Origin of the sequence: Streptomyces sp. NPDC048196 (assembly GCF_040652715.1) — a bacterium.
Lineage (GTDB): Bacteria > Actinomycetota > Actinomycetes > Streptomycetales > Streptomycetaceae > Streptomyces > Streptomyces siderophoricus.
Genome location: NZ_JBEZMM010000010.1, coordinates 116,898 through 135,637 on the forward strand (window position 1 = coordinate 116,898; position 18,740 = coordinate 135,637).

At 70.5% G+C, this 18,740-nt stretch carries 12 protein-coding genes; 4 read left to right on the plus strand and 8 right to left on the minus strand.

All coding sequences use genetic code 11. The features are described 5' to 3' along the window. The first annotated feature begins 205 nt into the window (after positions 1–205). A complete protein-coding gene (locus AB0E02_RS13975) occupies positions 206–952 on the plus strand; it encodes a 2OG-Fe dioxygenase family protein (RefSeq protein WP_362138636.1) in 747 nt (248 codons plus the stop codon). Between the two features lie 387 nt (positions 953–1,339). Here AB0E02_RS13975 and AB0E02_RS13980 read toward each other — a convergent pair whose 3' ends face one another. Next, the gene (locus tag AB0E02_RS13980; RefSeq protein ID WP_362138638.1) at positions 1,340–2,488 is read right to left on the minus strand and encodes a GNAT family N-acetyltransferase; all 1,149 of its coding nucleotides are present in this window, start codon (positions 2,486–2,488) and stop codon (positions 1,340–1,342) included. Positions 2,489–2,744: 256 nt separating this feature from the next. Beyond that, complete coding sequence (locus AB0E02_RS13985; protein ID WP_362138640.1) at positions 2,745–3,557, minus strand: phytanoyl-CoA dioxygenase family protein; 813 nt, start codon at positions 3,555–3,557, stop codon at positions 2,745–2,747. A 230-nt stretch (positions 3,558–3,787) separates the two neighbouring features. Here AB0E02_RS13985 and AB0E02_RS13990 point away from each other — a divergent pair, with 230 nt between their 5' ends. Both AB0E02_RS13990 and AB0E02_RS13995 read left to right on the plus strand, forming a co-directional pair. Next, positions 3,788–5,191: a hypothetical protein gene (locus AB0E02_RS13990; RefSeq protein WP_362138643.1), complete on the plus strand. Its 1,404-nt coding sequence runs from the start codon at positions 3,788–3,790 to the stop codon at positions 5,189–5,191. 9 nt (positions 5,192–5,200) lie between these two features. After that, positions 5,201–6,565: an MFS transporter gene (locus AB0E02_RS13995; protein ID WP_362138645.1), complete on the plus strand. Its 1,365-nt coding sequence runs from the start codon at positions 5,201–5,203 to the stop codon at positions 6,563–6,565. Between the two features lie 313 nt (positions 6,566–6,878). Here AB0E02_RS13995 and AB0E02_RS14000 read toward each other — a convergent pair whose 3' ends face one another. Genes AB0E02_RS14000 through sbnA form a run of 5 tightly spaced genes read right to left on the minus strand, consistent with a single transcriptional unit; the run spans position 6,879 to position 14,823 of the window. Then, positions 6,879–11,813: an amino acid adenylation domain-containing protein gene (locus tag AB0E02_RS14000; RefSeq protein ID WP_362138648.1), complete on the minus strand. Its 4,935-nt coding sequence runs from the start codon at positions 11,811–11,813 to the stop codon at positions 6,879–6,881. A 13-nt stretch (positions 11,814–11,826) separates the two neighbouring features. Beyond that, positions 11,827–12,564 (minus strand): alpha/beta fold hydrolase, encoded by a 738-nt coding sequence (locus AB0E02_RS14005; protein ID WP_362138650.1) that lies wholly within the window; start codon positions 12,562–12,564, stop codon positions 11,827–11,829. Continuing rightward, positions 12,561–12,770, minus strand: coding sequence for an MbtH family protein (locus tag AB0E02_RS14010; protein ID WP_362138652.1), 210 nt, complete (start codon positions 12,768–12,770; stop codon positions 12,561–12,563). Before AB0E02_RS14010 ends, AB0E02_RS14005 begins: the two co-directional genes overlap by 4 nt. Further along, entirely contained in the window at positions 12,767–13,792 is a 1,026-nt protein-coding gene (gene sbnB, locus AB0E02_RS14015) for a 2,3-diaminopropionate biosynthesis protein SbnB (RefSeq protein WP_362138654.1), read from the minus strand. The genes AB0E02_RS14010 and sbnB overlap by 4 nt, the downstream gene beginning before the upstream one ends. Before the next feature lie 14 nt (positions 13,793–13,806). After that, positions 13,807–14,823 (minus strand): 2,3-diaminopropionate biosynthesis protein SbnA, encoded by a 1,017-nt coding sequence (gene sbnA, locus AB0E02_RS14020; RefSeq protein WP_362138656.1) that lies wholly within the window; start codon positions 14,821–14,823, stop codon positions 13,807–13,809. A gap of 597 nt (positions 14,824–15,420) precedes the next feature. Between sbnA and AB0E02_RS14025 the strand changes: the two genes are divergently transcribed. Further along, complete coding sequence (locus tag AB0E02_RS14025; protein ID WP_362138658.1) at positions 15,421–16,215, plus strand: oxidoreductase; 795 nt, start codon at positions 15,421–15,423, stop codon at positions 16,213–16,215. A gap of 363 nt (positions 16,216–16,578) precedes the next feature. Here the strand turns inward: AB0E02_RS14025 and AB0E02_RS14030 are convergent, their stop codons facing one another. Then, on the minus strand, positions 16,579–18,591 hold the full coding sequence (locus AB0E02_RS14030; RefSeq protein WP_362138752.1) for a SpoIIE family protein phosphatase: 2,013 nt from the start codon (positions 18,589–18,591) through the stop codon (positions 16,579–16,581). Positions 18,592–18,740 lie beyond the last annotated feature (149 nt).

An 18,740-nucleotide genomic window follows, 5' to 3' on the forward strand; every position in this document is an offset into this window, starting at 1 on the left:
GACACATCACGCCTCCGGCGGTCTGCGCCGAACCTGACTTCCCGGCACGGCCCGCTCCGAGGGCCTGGTCCGGACCCGAGCCGGCCCATTCGGTGACCGTCGTCACCGGGCGCGACCGGATCCTCGGTCGCACCCGACATCAACCGCACCCGGCCCGGCCGGAAACGCCAGCCCCTCCGGGGCACCCGCACAAAGGGGAAACACCATGACCGACAGCACCATCACCACGCCGGCCACCGGACAACAGCTCCGTGACGGCGTGCCGGCCTTCACGGAGGAGGTCCGCCGCACCGGCTTCGTCGTCATGCGCAAGCAGGAGCTCGCCGGGCTGATCAGCGACGCCGACCTCGAGGAACTCCGCGGCGCCTGGGAGAACCTGCCGGTCGACACCCAGGTCGACGGCGTCGGCGTCTACCGCGAGCGGCGCTACAGCCGGCTGCGTGTCGACGTCGACGGCGACAACGTCACCTTCGAGGTCCTGCCCCACGCCGTGTTCCGCCAGGACTCCATCCCGCTCTGGAAGGGCAAGGACCGGCTCTTCGAGCCGATCGCCGAGAACGTCCTGCTCAGCGCCGGCATGCGCACCTTGGTCAGTTTCAACGCCCGGATGGCCACCGCGGTGGGCGGCAACACCTCGTGGACGGCCGGGGTCCACCTGGTCCGCGTCGTCGCCCGCGCCGACGCCGAGGGCCTGCCCACCCCCGAGGGCCGCCACCGCGACGGCCACTCCTACGTCGGCCTGTACCTGATGCGCCGCGACGGCGTCACCGGCGGGCTCTCCACCGTCCACCCCAACGACGGCGGCGCCATCGTGCAGATCACCCTGCTCCAGCCGCTCGACTCCATGTTCATCGATGACAACATGGTCACCCACGAGGTCTCGCCGATCGTCCCCGAGGGTGCCTGGGGCGTGCGCGACATGCTCATGATCGACATGAACCCGGTGGTCTGAGCCCACGAACGGGCCGGGCGGAGGAGGCGGAGCTGCTGCTCGTCGTCGCGGGCCGGCCCGCGGTGCGGCATCAAGATCCCGTAGGAGCGCTCCACGACCCACCGCTCGGCCGGGGAACGAACCCGGTCCACGCGGGGTTGCACCCCCGCGACCGCGACCTCGACGCCCGCCTTCTCCCCGTGCCACCAGGACATCAACGGCCGGGCCGCGCTTGCGGCCCGGTACTTTTTGCCGTATCACGCCCGGTGGACCGCGGAAGACACCCCGGCCGCCGCGTGCGTGCTTCGGGCGTCGAGCACCACCGGCTCTGGCCCGGGCATAGCTTCCCGCCAGGGCGGGTCAGGTTTGCGGTCTTGGCAATTCCTCGTCCCACGACGGCAGTTGGCCTCAGCAGTACGGCTCCCAGAGCTCGTACTGCAGGGCTTCGGAAACCGCGGGCGAGGAGTCGCGCAGGCGGGCGAGCAGGGCGCGGTTGTGCTCGCGGATCTCCTCGTCGTACCCGGCCAGCGGGCTGTCCTCGGACAGGTCCAGCAGCCACAGCGGCCGGAGTTTCGCGCCGCGCAGTGCCTTGCCTTCCGCGGTCTCGGTGCCCGCGTGAATCCGGCGCACTCCCGGGAGCCGCGCCGCCATGTAGTAGGTGATGTTGAAGTACTCGGCGGCAGAGGCGAGTCGGTCGTGGTCGAGGCCGAGCCCCCGCAGGTGCACGGTGTCGCCGCAACGGTAGTACAGGCAGAAGCCGACGGGCGGTTCCCCGGGGCGCGAGCACAGCACCACTTCGGCGCGCGAACCGGCGAGTTCCCCTTGCTTGCGGAAGGACTCGGCCATCGGGGCCAGGTCGACAGTTGTGCCGTAGCGCAGCAGCGAACGGGCCAGCAGCCGGGCGACGTCCTGCCAGCACTCGGAGAGCGTCCGGTGTTCCAGCTTGTATCCGACCTTCTCGAACTTCCGTATCTCGCTGCGGATACGGCGGGCCCGGTGCGCCGACAGTGATTCCAGCCAGGCCGGGTAGCCGCCGGGCGGGATGTCGATCCAGGCGTCGGTCTTCAGCGCGACCGGGGCGGTCCGCACCCCCGCCGCGCGCAGCGCCCCCACGTCCTCGGTGGTGAGGTACATCGCCACGCGGGCGATCCTCGACTCCTCGTGCAGGGGAGAGCGCAGCGCGCGGACCGCGTCGAGCACCGCGGCCGCGGCCTCGGTCCGATCGGTTCCCTCGCCGGTCAGCAGGTGTGCCAGGTAGCCGCGGCGCTGGCCGATGAGCAGGCCGCCCGGCTCGGGCGCCGGCAGGCCGCGCGCGGCCAGCATGTCGTGCCACCGCAGGTCCGGGGTGGGCTCGTCGGTCACCGCCGCCACCGGAATCGCGGCCCGGCCGCCGCCCGGGGTCTCCACGTGCAGTCCGCCGGAGACCGATCCGGGGTCGAGGGCGCACACCCGCAGCCACAGTGCCGACGAGTAGAACCTGCCGTCGGCGAGCCGGTCCCACTCGGCGTCCCCGAGCCCGCCGATGGCGTCGGTGAAAGTGTCCGTCGTGGCGGTCATGGCGCCTCCCGTGGTTTCTGCCTGACCGTGCCGCGAGTTCGCTGCGAGGTCGGACGCTGAGTGTGCCGAACATCGTGCTTAGGTGATAACTGACCGTGTGCAGCGTGCGGTTGACCGGTGTCAGGGACGCCGCTGAACCCGCAGGCGACGGGCCTGCCGCCGTCGCGGGCCCGTTGCACGCCGAAGGTGCGCAGTCGCAGCGGCGGTGCGATGCACTCCTGTGGTACGAGGCCGGGCGGTGCCGGCTGTCATGCCGTCATGCCGTCACCGTCTCGACGTTCTCCGAGAACGGCACGTCCAGGGCGAGCAGCGGCTCGGTCTCCCGGCACACCACGTGGGCGGGACGGGCCTGGCCGGACGGTTGCGGCAGATTGGCCACGTCGTTGTAGGTGGCGATGAGCAGCCTGCGGGTGAAAGGGGACATGTTGGGCGCCGAACCGTGCACGATCTCCGGGGAGAAGAACACTATGGAGCCGGCGGGGCCCTTGGGGCTGGACATTCCGTGGCGGCCGACGAGCTGGGCGAGCTGCCGTGGGGTCAGCGAGATGTCGTCGGGGTCCAGGTGCTGGTCCGACTTGGCGGAGTCCTCCCGGCCCTCGCGGACGAGCCCATCGCGGTGGGATCCGGGCAGGAAGATGACCGGCCCGTTGAACTCGGTCACGTCGTCCAGGAAGACACCGACGTTGATCTGCCGGGGGGCGGGCAGGCCGTCCGCGAGGCGCCAGGCGAGGTAGTCCTGGTGCCAGGCCCACTTGTCGCCGCCGAAGGCGGACTTGGCGTTGATCTTGAACTGGTAGATGTAGACGTCGTCGCTGAGCAGTTGCTGGACGGGGCGCAGAATGCGCGGGTCGCGGATGAGCCCGGCGTACTCCGGTTGCCGCTGGTGTGAGGAGTACACCGCGCGGACCTCCGTCCCGCCTTCCTCGGTGATGACCTGTGGGCCGGGGATCATACTGTCACGCTCGAAGGCGGAGCGCAGTGCTTCCACTTCTCGCTGGTCCAGCAGGGATTCCAGCAGCAAGAATCCGTTGGAGCGGTATTCGTCGAATTGGATTTGGTTCAGTCGCATGCTGATGCTACTCCTGAAAGTGAGGGAGGAGTTGACGGATCATTCTTCAGCTCGTGAAGTGGCCGCCGCCGATGCGTTCGGGCATTCTAGTGTTAACACAGATCGTCCGTGCCCACAGAGGCCGTTCATCGGCAATTGAGTCGCAATTGAGTCGCGCCGAGGGCCGGGGTGAAACAATGCAGCCTGCGGGCCGAGGGGCCCAGTCACGATCGAGCAGGAGCGGAGACTTCATGTCGGCGGAGCGGGTAACAGCCCAGTACAACGAGGAGTTCCGCACACCGGGCAGCGACTTGCCCACGGTCGCCCAGCACGTGAAGAACTTCCCGACGCTCGCACCTTGGCATGGCGAGTATTTGGCCAGGCCCCTCTTCGTCGCCGAGCGTGAGGTTCGCGATTTCGGCGATGACCTGCAACACCTCCTCAACATGCTCCTCTCTTTGCCGGACCGGATGTTCGGCGGCGATCTGGAAGCATTTCGCTCGGTGCTGGGCATCAGCGACAGCCACTGGAAAGCGATACGGCTTTTCGGTGACGTACTGCCACCCCAGTATGGCCGGGCCGACATGTATCACGACGGCACCTCATTCAAACTCCTCGAGTTCAATCTGGGGAGCGAGGCCGGCGGCTGGGGCCTCGCGGGTGAAATCTCCCGGGCGACGATGGAGGTCGACGCCTTCGCCGCCTTCGCGCGCCGGAACCGGCTTGGTTACGTGCATCCCGCTCGCGCCGCGGCGGAGGCGCTGCGCCGCTTCGGCGCCAAGGTGGCGCCCGGGCGCGAGCCGGTGGTGGCCCTGCTGGAATGGCGTGGCGGTCTGGCGGACTACGGCGCCGCGTGGCTCAACGACCTGTCGGCGCTGCGCTGGGCGGGCCTCGACATCCGGATGGCCGAGGTCTCCGACGTGTGCGAACGCGGCGGGGCGCTCTACCTCGGGGACACGAAGATCGACGTGGTCTACCGCGGCTTCGTCCCGGACCAGATCGCCGAGGCACCCGACGGCTGGGACCTGGTCGCACCCCTGCTGCGTGCGCACCGAGCGGGCGGGACGCTGCTGTGGACGCCGCTGTCCAGCAACATGCTCGCCAACAAGGCATGTATGGCGCTGCTTTCGGACCCGGCGTGGCGACGCAATTTCAGCGAGGACGAGTGCCGGCTCATCGACCGGGTGCTGCCCTGGACCCGGCTGGTCAACACTGACGCGCTCAAGACCGACACCGACCTCGTCGACGAATGCCTGGAGCGGCGTGATCAGTTGATCCTGAAGGTCAACGCGCGCGGCGGTGGAGTCGGCGCCGTGGTGGGCTGGGAAGCGGACGACGCCTCTTGGCGGCGGGCTCTGGAGGACTCCGCCGCCGAAGGATGTGTCGTACAGCAGAGAGTGGTCCCCCGTCCTGAGCTTGTGGTGGACCCGGTATCCGGGGAAACCGAGGAATGGCATGCGGCCTATGGCATGTTCTACACTCCGCAAGGTTGTGCAGGAGTGTTCGGCAAGTTGGTGCCGGCCGGCTCGGGCGGCATCATCTCCGTCCTGTCGCATGCCCGGGCGCGTAGCGCGGCCGTCTTCCAGCAGAGCGAGCTGCCCGCCGGGGGCGAAGCGCCTGCCGCGGGCGAATTGCCCACCAGTGCAGCGAAGTAAAGAGAAGCCATGATGCCGCAGCATTCCCCCACGCCTTCGGCGTGGCGGCGCGTTCAGACGGCCTGGGGTCTGCCGGACCTCGCGGGAAAGGGCCGATTCGTCACGGCCAACCTGATCGACAGCCTGGGAAACGGGCTGGTGATGGCGTTCACCGTCGTTTTCTTCGTGAAGACGACGTCACTGTCACTGGTCGCCGTCGGCACCGCACTGACCATCGGCCAGCTGCTCGTCCTGCCCTTTCCGCTTTTTATCGGGCGCCTGTTGGACACATACGGTCCGCGCACCGTGGTCGCCGTGGGCAACTGGATCTCGGCGGCCGGCTTCATCGGATTCCTGTTCTCGCACGCGGCCTGGCAGATCGTGCTGTGGCAGTTCGTGGCGCAACTGGGTTCCACCGCCTTCTGGATGGGCAACAGTCCGCTCACCGTGCAGGTCGCCCAAGGCGTCGAACGGGCCCGCTGGTTCGGCTTCGTCCGTGCCCTGCGCAATGTCGGTGTCGGTTTCGGCGGCGCCGCGTCCGCGGTGGCCCTGAGCATCGGAACCGTCGGCGGGCTGCGGGCGGTCATGGTGCTCAACGTGGTCACCTTCGCCGTCGCAGGCTGGCTCGTGCTCACCTTGCGGGACGCAGACACGGGTGGGGCGGCCGGCGCCGGGTCCGCGGAGCCGAAGCCCGCCGAGCCGGAGCAGGCGGTGGTCGAAACCACCGGACAGCCCGCGGGCGGCTACCGCACCGTGCTGAAGGACACCCGGTATCTGCGGCTGGTCGCGACGAACATCTCCTTCGTCTTCGCCTCCACGGTGATCTCGGTGCTGCTCGCCGTCTACGCGGTGGACTACCTCGATGTCGGCGCCTGGCTCGTCGGCGCGGTCGTGGTGCTCAACGCGGCCATGGTCGCGCTGCTCCAGACGCTCGCCAGCCGGTGGATCGAGGCCCGCAGCCCGGTGACGGTGCTGGTGTTGGCCCTGGTGTTCAACGCGGCGGCGTTCGTCGTCTTCGGCACGCTGCTCGTGCTGCCCGGCTGGGCGGTGATCGCCGGGCTGCTGATCGCCATGGTGCTCTACACCGTGGCCGAGATCCTCGGCTCACCGCCGACCAGCGAACTGAGCGTGGTGATGGCGCCCGAGCATCTGCGGGGCCGCTATCTGGGCGTCTACCAGCTGTCCTGGTCGGTCGGCGGCGCCGTCGCCCCGGCGCTGCTCACCGCGCTGTTGGCGGGCGGTGCGGCGCTGCCCTGGGTGTTCCTCGCCGCGATCAGCGTGCTGGCCGTACCGCTCGTGCTCGGGCTCGACCGGCGGCCCGCAGCCGCCGGCGGGGCCGCACCGGCCGGGGACGCCGCCCCCGTGGAGCGGCTCGACGGTGACCCCGTCGGCTGAGCCTGCCCGCACCTGTTGAGCGCGCACCGCGCGCACCGCGTTCAACGCCGACCGCCGCCCGGCAGCACACCGGGCGGCGGTCGGCGTTCCCCGTGTTCGCCATTCGTCAGCCCGCGGGCCCGCGGACCCAAGCCGTCCCTGCCGGCACCAGCGCGCCGCCCGCGAAGCAGTCGCCCCGCGCAGCCCCGCCGCCTTGCCTTCGCCGTGCTCGGTACGCGGTCGACGGAGGCAGCCGCGGTGCAGGAACGCCTACGCCGGCCCGTGACTCAACGGACCGGCGTCGACCAGGACGACGCTGTGCTGTCCTTGCCGCTCATCGCTGTGTGTCCGCCTCCAGGGCCTCGGCGAGGCCCGCGACGGTGGGGTTTCTGAAGACCAGGGCCGGCGAGACCCGGCGCCCGAGTCGCTCGCCGAGCCGGCCCGCGACCGTGGTGATGGTCAACGAGGTGCCGCCGACGTCGAAGAAGTCGTCCTGCGGCCCGAAGTCGTCCTCGACGCCCAGGCACTCCCGCCACACTTCGGCGACGAGGAGCTGCTGCTTGGTGACGGCCCGGCGGGTGGCGGGGGCCGGTGCGGACACCGGGCGTGGGTCGGGCAGTGCGCCCCGGTCGACCTTGCCGTTCGGCGTGAGGGGGATCGCGTCGATCACGGTGTAGCTCTGCGGCAGCATGTACGGCGGCAGTTGCTCCGCCAGGTGGGCGCGCAGTTCCGCCGGGTCCGGGGCGGGCCGGTCAGGGTGCTCGGGGATCAGGTACGCCGCCAGCTGGTCCACACCGGCGCGGGTGCGGCGCACGGCCACCACGCAGTCGGCCAAGGTGGGGTGGCTGTGCAGTGCGGATTCGATCTCGCCGAGCTCGATGCGGAAGCCGCGCACCTTGACCTGGTGGTCGTTGCGGCCGAGGAAGACCAGATTTCCGTCGGGCAGCAGCCGGACCACGTCGCCCGTGGCGTACATACGGGCGCCGGGCTCCGCGGCGTACGGGTCGGGCAGGTACGCCGCGGCCGTGCGGGCCGGCCTGCCGAGATAGCCGCGGCCGACCGCGCTGCCGCCGACGTACAGCTCGCCGCGGCAGCCCGGGGCGACCGGGCGCAGCTGCGGGTCGAGCACGTAGAGGTGCGCGTTGTCGGTCGCCCGGCCGAACGGGACGCTCGGGAGATGGCCGTGCCGGTCGAGCAGCTCCTCGGTGATCGGGCAGAACGCCGAGGTGACGGTTGCTTCGGTGGGCCCGTACTCGTTGAAGACCTGGCATCCCGGCGCGGTGGAGGACAGGATGCGGCGGGCCACCTCGTGCGGCACGGCCTCGGCGCCGGTGAACACCAGGCGTACGGAGGCGAGTCGCACAGCGGGATCCGTACCGGACTCCAGCAGCACCCGCATCTGCGAGGGCGTCGCGTTGAGCGTGGTGATGCCGCGCTCGGCGACCTCTCGCAGGAACTCCTCGGGGTCGTAGGCGGCAGTGGGGCTCGCCAGGTGCAGTTCGGCGCCGGACACCAGGCACTGGAAGATCTCCCAGACCGAGTTGTCGAACGCCACCGAGTGGTTGAGCAGGGCCCGGTCCCGTCCGGTGAGCCGGCACAGCCGCTGGTTCCACTCCAGGAACCCGGTGATGTTGGCGTGGGTGATCGCGACGCCCTTGGGGTTGCCGGTCGAGCCGGACGTGTAGATCACGTAGGCGAGGTGGTGCGGTTGCACCTCCTCGGCCGGCCCGGGGTCCGGCCCGGGCTCCTGGTCCACCGCCACGAGCCGCACATCGTCGCCGAACAGGGCCGAGGTGGGGTGCCCGGGGTCGGCGACGACCAGGCGTACGCCCGAGTCGGCCAGCAGGTACTGCAGCCGGTCCGTCGGATAGCCGGGGTCGAGCGGGACGTAGGCGCCGCCCGCCTTCAGCACGCCCAGCAGGGCGACCACCAGCTCCACCGAGCGTTCCAGGCAGACGCCGACCAGGCTTTCGGGGCGCACGCCCCCGGCCCGCAGCTCCCGTGCCAGGGCCGAGGCCCGCGCGTCGATCTCGGCGAACGTCAGCGACCGGCCGTCGCCCACCACGCAGATCGCGTCCGGGGTGGTCCGCACCTGGCGGTCCCACAGGCGGACCAGGGTGGTCGGCTCGGGCAGCGACTCGGCCCGGTTGCCGAGGGAGAGGGCACGCAGCTCATCGGCCGGGACGAGCTCCAGCTCGGACAGTCGGACCGTGGCGTCGGTCACCATCTGCTCGATCACCCGCAGGAAGTGCCGGCCGAGACCCCGGACGAAGTCCGCGTCGAACAGGTCGGTGGCGTACTCGACGGAGATGCTGAAGTCACCGACCCCGACGGCGTGGTCCGTCACGTCGAAGGCGAGGTCGAAGCGGGCGGTGCCGAGCCGTCCCTCCAGCTCCTTCCGGTCGTACAGCTCGGTGAGGTGACCGGCGCTCGGCTCCTCGTGCAGCGCGAACAGCACCTGGAAGAGCGGGTTGCGGCTCAGATCGCGCTCCGGGCTCAGCTCCGCCACCAGCTTCTCGAAGGGCAGCTCCTGGTGCGCGTACGCCTGCCGCGCGACCTCGCGGACCCGGCCCAGCAGCTCGCGCCAGGTCGGATCGCCGGACAGGTCGGTGCGCAGGACGAGGGTGTTCACGAAGTAGCCGACCACCTCGTCCAGTTTGGGGTGCGGCCGGCCGCCTACCAGGGTGCCGACGGCGACATCGCTCTCGTCGGCGTACCGGCCGAGCAGCACCTGCAACGGGGCCAGCAGGCCCATGAACAGGGTGACGCCCTCGGACCGGCACAGCATGCGCAGCCGGTGTGCCAAGTCGGCCGGGACACGGAGCAGTTCGCGGCGACCGCGGTGGCTCGCGACGGCCGGCCGCGGGCGGCTGGTCGGCAGCTCCAGGACGGGCACGCCGGACAGCCGGGTGCGCCAGTGGTCGAGCAGCCGCTCCAGCGCGGCGCCGGTGAGACGCTCGCGCTGCCAGGCCGCGTAGTCGGCGTACGTCACCGGCAGCGGTGCCGGGGCGGGGCGACGGCCGGCGGCGAGCTCCGTGTAGCGCTCGCCCAGTTCCCGCACCATCAGGTCGACCGAGGCGCCGTCGCAGGCGAGGTGATGGATCGTCAGTAACGTGAGGTCGCGGCTCGGGGTGCGCAGCACGTCCGCGCGCAGCAGCGGTGCGTGGTCGAGGGCGAAGGGGGCGCGGATCCGCTCGGTCAGCAGCGCGTCCAGATCCTCCTCGGCGACCTCGGTGCGGCGCAGCGGCACCGGTCCCGGCTCGCGCAGTTCGGGGCGGCACCGGCCGGCGACGGCGACGAGGGCCGTGCGCAACGCCGGGTGCCGTCGCACCAGCGCGGACAGGCAGTCCTGCAGCAGCGTCAGGTCGACGCGCCCGCCGGGCATGCCCAGGGCGACCGGCAGGTGGTAGGCGGGCACGGAGCCGTTGAGCTGCTCGAAGAACCAGATTCGCTCCTGGCCGAAGGAGAGCTCGGCGGTCGCGGCCGCGGGGATCGGCTCGTCGTCCGAGGGCGCCACGCCGTCCAGGGCGGCGGCGAGCCTGGCGGGTGTCGGATGGGCGAAGACCGACTGGACGTCGACCGGCACGCCGAGCTCCGCACGCAGCCGGGCCACGACCCGGACCGCGGTGAGCGACTGGCCGCCCAGGCCGAAGAAGTCGTCGTACGGGGACACGTCGTCGAGCCCGAGCACCTCGGCCCAGACCCGGCGCACCGCGGCGGTGTGCGGCGGCAGCGGGGCGTCGTCGGGCAGCGGCCCGCTCGCCCGGACCGGGCTGTGCGGGATGCGCCGCACAGCGTCGCGGTCGGCCTTGCCCGCGGGGGTGCGGGGCAGGGCGTCGAGCACTGCGTAGCCCTGGGCCACCATGTGGGCGGGCAGCCGCTGCGCGAGGTGGTCACGGACCTGACGGGGCAGGTCCTCGGTTACGCTCCGCGCGTTGTGCGCGGGCACGAGGTAGGCCACCAACTGGTCGCCGCCGGCTGCCTCGCGGTCGACGAGGACCACCACGTCCGTGACGAGGGGGTGGCTGCGCACACTGGCCTCGATCTCGCCGAGCTCGATGCGGAAGCCGCGCACCTTGACCTGGTGGTCGTTACGTCCCAGCACCTCCAGCATGCCGTCGGCGGACCATCGGGCGAGGTCGCCGGTCCGGTACAGGCGCCCGGAGGCGTCCCCGAACGGGTCGGGCACGAAGCGGTCGGCGGTCAGCGCTGGCCGGTTGAGGTAGCCGCGCGCGACGCCCGCGCCGCCGATCCACAGCTCGCCGGTGACTCCTGGGCCGGCCTCCCGCCCCTCCTCGTCGACGACGTGCAGCCGGGTGTGGGACAGGGCTGTGCCGACGGTGACCCGGTCGGCCACGGCGTCGATCCGGGCGGCGGTGGCCCACACCGTCGCCTCGGTCGGCCCGTACAGGTTCCACAGGGTGCCGCCGGTGGCGAGCAGGTCGCGGGCCAGCTGCGGATCGAGCGGCTCACCGCCCGACAGCAGTACCCGGCCGTGCCCGTCCGCCCAGCCGGACGCCAGCAGCATCCGCCAGGTGGTGGGGGTCGCCTGGACGACGCTCACACCCGCCGCCGCGATGGTGGCGGCCAGCAGCTCGGGGTCGGTGTTGGCGGCGCGCGGGGCCATCACCACCGTCGCTCCCCGGGTCAGCGGCAGGAACAGCTCCAGTATCGAGATGTCGAACGACAGCGGGGTCAGCGCGAGGACCCGGTCGTCCGCCCTGAGGCCGGGGCGTTCGGCCACACTCCGCAGGAACGCGGCGACCGCCGCGTGGTCGACGGCCACACCCTTGGGCAGGCCGGTCGAACCGGAGGTGTAGATGACGTACGCCAGATGGTGCGGGTGTACCACCGGGGCCACCGGTGCGGCCGGTTCCGCGGGGAGGTCCTCGACCAGCAGGACGTCCGCCACGCCGGACGCCAGGGCCTGTGCGCGGTGGTCCGCGTCGCACAGCCACAGCCCGGCCCCGGAGTCGGTGGTCATGTGCCGCAGCCGGTCGGCCGGGTAGCTCGGGTCGAGGGGCAGGTACGCGGCCCCCGACTTCAGGATGCCGAGCAGGGCCACGACCATCTCGACCGAGCGGCCGAGGCAGACGCCGACCAGGTCCTCCGGTCCGATGCCGCGTGCCTGCAGCTCGGCGGCGAGTGCCGTGGCCCGGCGGTCCACGTCGGCGTAGGTGGCGCGATGCGCTCCCGCGACGACGGCGACCGCGTCAGGTGTCGCAGCGGCCTGCTGCTCCCACAGTGCGACCAGGGTGGTCGGCGCCATGAACGATCCTTTCTCAGCCCCGTGCGGGGAACGTGCGGGCGATCGTCTCCGCCAGCTGCCGTTCCGCGCCACGGACATACAGGTGGGGGGCGCCCGGGAACAGGTGCAGTGCGAAGTCGGCCGAGGTGTGCTTGTGCCAGTCGGCGAGTTCCGTCGCGTCGACGCTGTCGTCGTCCGAGCCGGCCAGAACGGTCAGGGGGCAGGGCAGGGGGGCCTCGGCCCGGTGCGTGTACGTCTCGCAGAGCGTCAGGTCCGCGCGCAGCAGCGGCAGCAGCAGATCCTGCAACTCAGCGTCCACGCCGCCGAATTCGGCGGTGGCGAGCAGCTTGTCGTCGGACAGCGTGTGCCGCGGGTCGCGGTCCGGCAGGCCGGGGGCGCGCATGCCCGACAGGAACAGTCGGTCAGGTAGGCACATGCCGAGTGCCCGAAGCCGCCGGGCCGTCTCGAAGGCGATCAGGGAGCCCATGCTGTGCCCGAAGAAGGCGTACGGCAGGTCCGTGTGGTCCGCGATGTGCGGCGCGAGTGCGGCCACGGCCTCGTCCAGGGACGTCAGGGGCGGTTCGGCGAACCGGGTCTCCCGGCCGGGCAACTGGACCGTACAGACTTCGACGGTGTCCGGCAGGTAGGGCGCGAACCGGTAGGCGGAGGCGCCGGCTCCGGCGTGCGGGAAGACGAACAGGCGCCGCTGCGCGGTGCGTTCACGGCTGCCGAGCCCGCGCAGCCAGACCGCTGCGAGGCCGGCGGCCGTCATCGTGACGCTCGCACGGAGCGCGGGGTCAGGTCGGTCCACACCTGCTCGATGTGGTCCAGGCACTCCTGGCGGGTGCCCTGTGCGCCGGTGGCGGTCCAGCCGGCGGGCAGGGCTCGGTCGGCGAACCAGACCGAGTACTGCTCCTCGTGGTTCACCACGACGACGTATCGGTCCCCGGTGGGGCGCGGGGCGGGTGAGGCGCTCATGCGTCAGACCCCACCCCGGTGAAGAAGTCGCTCTCGCGGCGGCCCCGGCCCGCGGCGACGACCCGGTCGTGCACCCACTTGCCGACGGCGAGGTCGAGTACGCCGAGTCCGAACGGCGAGAAGATCGCCGGGCGTCCGCGGTCCCGGCGCAGCCGCCCGCGCAGCAGGTCGCCGAGGGTGCCGTCGACGAAGTCCCGGTTGCCGGTGCGCTGTTCGGTCAGGTGCAGCGAGGTGTGCTCGCGGACGGCGTGGTCGACGTCGTCGGTAACGTTCTGAGCGGCGAGGATCATCTCGGGGGCGAGGTCGCGCAGGGACAGGTGCAGAACCACCGGGTTGTGGGCCAGCAGCCGGGGGTCGTGCAGGTGCGGTTCGCCGGCCACGGTGGTCAGCACCACCAGGTCGCAGTCGGTGAACGCGTCCTCCACCGTGTCGGCGACCACGAGCTCGGCCTCGGTGTGCTCGGCCATGACGGCGCCGAAGCGGCCCGCTGCCGCCGGGTCGAGGTCGAAGAGCCGGAAGCCGTCGATCTCCCAGTCGAGATCACGCAGGAACCGCCATACGTGCTGGGCGATCAGACCCGTGCCCACGATGCCGACCCGGCGGGCACGGCGCGCGCCGAGCAGCGTCTGCGCGCCGAGCACCGCGGAGGCCGCGGTCCGCGTCGCCGAGACGATCGAGGACTCCATGCAGGCGAACGGGTAGCCGGTGACGCAGTCGTTGAGGATCAGCGTGGCCGAGGCGCGGGGGATTCCGTGCCGCGTGTTGTCCGGAAAGCTGGCGATCCACTTGTTGCCGGCGACCTCGAACTCGCCGCCCAGATAGGCGGGCAGGGAAATGATGCGCGACCGGTTCTGGTGCGGGAAACGCAGGAACGAGCTGTGCGGGTTCGAGCTCTGTCCGGCGTCGTGCGCGAGGTAGGCGGCACGGACGACCTCGATGAGCTCGGGACGGTGACGGTCCGTCTCGGCGGCGACGTCGCCCGCGCCGATCACGGTCATCGGCGGTGGGGCCAGGGTGGACACGTGCTGGTTCTCCTTCAGTTGACGGCCAGGGCTTCGACGCCGGCGGGCGGAACCGCTTCCGCGCGCAGCTGCTGGACCCACGTGGGGTCGTAGACGGTCCGGGCGTAGGCATGGCCGCGGTCGGCGGCGATGAAGGCGACCCGGGGACGGTGTGCGCCGGGACGGTGACGGGCGAAGTAGTCCTGGACGGCGGCATAGCTGCTGCCGGTCGAACCTCCCGCGTACAAGCCGTACTTGGCGACCAGCGCGCCGCAGGCTTCGACGGCGCGCGCTTCGGAGACGATCTCGACCTGGTCGATCAGCGCCTGACCGCACAGCGGCGGCACGATGCTGGAGCCGATGCCGGGGATCCGCCGCTTCTTCGGCGAGCCTCCGAAGATCACCGAGCCTTCGGTGTCGACAGCGACGACCACGCAGCCCGGGTACGTTTCCTTGATCCGGTGGGAGAGTCCGGCGATCGTGCCGCCCGTGCCCACACCGACGAAGAGGTAGTCGAGCGGGCCAGCCTGCGCGATCAATTCGCCCGCGGTGAAGCGGTAATGCGCGTCGCGGGCATCTGGATTGGCGTACTGGTTGGGCCAATAGGCCGAGTCGAGTTCGACCAGCAGTTCCTGCACCCGGGACAGCCGGGTCTTCAGGTAGCTGCCCGCCGCATCACGGATGGATACCTTCTCCACCCGCCCGCAAAGCAGCCGGAGTTGGGCCTCGGTGGCCTCGTTGCAGTGCGGATCGATGACCGGAACGAACGAGATGCCGAGCAGGTGGCAGTAGAAAGCCAGGGCCAGCGCGAAATTGCCGGACGACGACTCGACCACCGTGGTGTCGTGCACTATCTCCCCGCGACCGATTGCCTGTTCCAGAATCCACAGTGCCGAACGGTCTTTGGTACTTCCGGCGGGATTGCAGAATTCCAGCTTGGCGACGATCTCGCACTGCTCGTCCGCCAGGGGAATCAGCGGGGTCCCCGTGAGGCCCCTGCGAATTTGCTTGGTCCGTTCGATCAGCAATTGATCAGCACGCCTGTGGAGCATGGGCCGAGTGTGGCACGGGGCCGGTCGAGGCGGCTCAACCGCGACTCAAGTGCGGTGCGGCAAAAGCCTGTCGGGATGGGGGAGGGGCTCTTCATCGTGATGGGTTCTAGCTGTCTGGCACTCTCGTCCTGGCCCATCGTGCCATGGCATAGGGGAACCAACCCGAGCAGGTGGCGCCACTACAGGAGGGTGGAGCAGGATGCCGTCGACGAAGCCGCCCACCCACCCCGAGCACCGGGCCCGGCAACTGGATACTCGCCGGTTGCGCCATGCCGCCCCTGGCCTCACCCATCGTGGTGGCCATCGCTCGTCTCCACCCCTGTTGGCGGCGTGCGGGAAGATGCCGCAGCCGCAGGTTCCCCTCCCGAGCCCACCACCCGGCCCAACCATGGCCGCATCCTGAGGTCACGCCGTGTCCTCAGCGTCCTTTCCGGACTAAGGGGTCGTCCTGACGATTCCAGGCCCACCGGGGCGGTGCTGCGCGGGGATCCTCAGCGAAGGCTGCGTGGCGCCAGTGCCGATCGGAACCGAGGGTTGATACTCGCTCAATGTGACACTTTGGGCATATTGGGACGCCTGGCGCAGGAGGAGAGTGCGGTGGAGCTGAATCTCGCGGACAAGGTCGCCGTTGTCACCGGAGGGAGCAAGGGCATCTGCCTGGCCATCACCGAGGCACTCGGCCGTGAGGGCGCGCGCGTGGTGGTTGGCAGCCGCATGGAAACATCAGAACTGTCCGCCCTGCGTGAGCAGTACGACGTTGCCTTCCACGCGGTCGATCTGGCCGACACCGACGGGGCCGACACTCTGGTCCAGGCGGCAGCAGACCGGCATGGCCGGCTGGATGTGCTGATCAACAACGTCGGTGCCACCAGCCCACGTTCCAGCTTCCTCGATGTCAGTGATGCAGCATGGCTGCATGCCCTCAACATGACATTTCTGAGCGCGGTGCGCGCCAGCCGTGCGTCGTTGCCGCACTTGCTGGCTCACGGTGAGGGAGCGATCGTCAACATCAGCTCAGTCAACGCCCGCCTGCCCTTCCCCATGGTGGTGGACTATTCAGCGGCCAAAGCCGCCCTGAGCAATCTGACCAAAGCTCTGTCGGAGGAGTTCGCCCCCCGTGGAGTGCGCGTCAACGCCGTCGCTCCCGGCCCTGTACGGACGCCGTTCTGGACTGCCCCCGGCGCCTTCGCGGACACCGTCGCGGCCGCTGCAGGCGGCACGGCACAGGAGGCCCTGGACGAGGTCGTACCCCAGCAGATGGGCATCTCCACCGGACGCATCACCGAACCCCAGGAGGTGGCCAACCTCGTTGCCTTCCTGGCTTCCCCGCGGGCCGGCAACATCACCGGTGCCGAATTCGTCATCGACGGCGGCCAGATCAAGACCACCTGACACGGGCTGGAGGAACGGGCCGGGCGCACCGGGGCCGCCGGCCCACCCGCTGAAACAACACCCATAATCCATCCGAATCCAACGCTCCCATCAATGGTCATCACGACGACCAGCCCAGTGATCAGGCCAGTTGAGACGTGCTCTCACTTGCTCCTCGTCGTGGTGTGGTCCAGTCGCTGAGTAGCGGTGTGTTCTGCAGGCGGCGGTGGACGGTCCGATGCAGACCGGCCGGTCGTGCGCCATGGGGACGTAACTGCTGGCCGTCTTACCCTCGCCCGGTGCGGGTGAGGCCTTCCATATGTCGCACACTCCAGGGCATCGTGCGAATGATCCGTGTCGCGACCGGCCGGACCGGGCCGTATTTCAAGAGTCGGTCGCGAAGGGCTGCATGCGGGCGATGAGCACGGCGACATCGTCCGGGTCGGCGGGGAGCCGGAGTTCGTGAAGGAGCCGGTCGCAGGTCTCTTCCAGGGTGGGGTCGGGCGTGTCAAGCAGGCGCAGGAGGGTGTTGAGGCGTTCGTCGATGGGGTGATGACGGACTTCGACGAGGCCGTCGGTGTACAGGACCAGCCGATCACCAGGGCCGACGGGGAAGGTTGTGGTCACGAAGGGGACGCCGCCGACTCCGAGGGGGGTGCCGGTCGGCAGGTCGAGCAGTTCCGGGTGCTGCCCGCTGCGGACCAGGACGGGGGGCAGGTGGCCGGCGGTGGCGAGGTGGCACTCCGCGCGGTGGGGATCGTAGACGGCGTAGACGCAGGTGGCTATGTACTGCTCGAGTCCTGAGGTGATCTTGTCGAGGTGTTGGAGGACCTTGGCCGGGTCGAGATCGAGGTCGGCGAAGTCGCTGGTGCCGGTGCGCAGGCGGCCCATGGTGACGGCGGCGTCGATGCCGCTGCCCATGACGTCGCCCACGACCAGTGCGGTCTTGTCGCCGTCGAGCGGGAGGACGTCGTACCAGTCGCCGCCGACCTCGTAGGCGGCTTGTGCGGGCCGGTAGCGGGAGGCGACGTCCAAGCCGGGGAGGTGGGGCGGGTGGTCCGGGAGCAGGCTGCGCTGAAGGGTCTCGGAGGCGTTGCGCACCGTCTGGTGCGAGCGGGCGTTGTCGATGCACACAGCGGCGCGGGAGGCCAGCTCACCGGCGAGGGCGAGGTCGTCCTCGCTGAACGGCTGCGGGTTGCGGGCGCGGCTCAGCCCCAGGAAGCCGAGGATCTGACCGCGGGCGGTGAGTGGGAGCAGCATGTAGGAGTGCACGCCGGCGCGGGCCAGCAGCGTGGCGGCGCGGTCGTCGCGGGCGATGCGGGCCAGGGCGGCGTCGTCGATGTGGGAGATCAGGATCGGTCGGCCGGTGCGTACGCATTCGGTGGGGAGCCGGTCGGCGTCGTAGGAAGCGATCTGGCCAGGCGGGTCGGTGGCCTGGACGGCTTCGGTGACGTAGGCGGCGTGCACCGCGAGGGCGCGGAAGACCGCGGGGCCCTCGCCCAGGGGCGGGCGATGCTCATCGAGGACGGAGTCGAGGACGTCGACCGTGGCCATGTCGGCGAGCTCGGGAACGGTGACACCGGCCAGCTCGCGGGCGGTCTGTTCCACCTCCAGGGTGGTGCCGATGCGCGCGGAGCCGTCGGCGATGAGCGCCAGACGCCGGCGGGCCTCGGCGGCCTCCGTGGCCGCCTGATAGCGGTCGGTGACATCCACCACCAGGTCGGCCACGCCGAGAACCCGTCCCTGGGGATCGTCCAGCCGGTACAGCGAGATCGACCAGGCGTGCACGTGTGGGTCAGCGGGAGTGTGGCCGACGATGGTGTACTCGTCGACCAGGGGAGCCCCGGTCTTGAGGACCTGCCGCATCCCGGCCTCCGGCCCCTCGAACTTCGCCGAGGTCATGATCTCGCGGTAGTGCCGGCCCAGATGATCTTCCGCGGGAATCCCGTGCATCCGCTCCAGAGCGGGGTTGACGGCCACGTACCGCAGATCGGCGTCGAGGATCGCCAGTCCGATGGGGGACTGGGAGATCAGCCGGGTGGACAGGGCGAGGTCCCGTTCGACCTCCCGAAGCCTTGACCTGTCGGTGGCCAGGCCAAGGGCGTAGAAGTCGCCGAGGTCGTCCAGCAACCGCATGTTGCGGAACTCCACCAAGCGAGTGCTGCCGTCCTTGTGCCGGACGGGGAACGCCCCCGCCCACCGCTCCCCGGTACCCATGACCTCGTCGAACACCTTGATCATCAGATCCCAGTGCTGCTCGTGAACGAGCAGCGGCGCAGCGTACTGCCCGAGCGCCTCCTCAGCGGTATAGCCGAACAATTCCTCGGCTTCCGGACTCCACAAGACGATCCGCCCCTCGGCATCCAGCAGCACCGCAGCTACGCCGAGAAGGTCCATCAGCCCACTCGGCAGCGAGGATCGCCCCTCCGGCTGACCGGTGCCAGCCGGACGCCCATCGGCTGTGCTCACACGGGCACTCCTTCCATACGCCGGACCACAAGGGCCTCTGCTCCCGCCGGCCCGCGGCCCTGCTCCGTACCTATGGA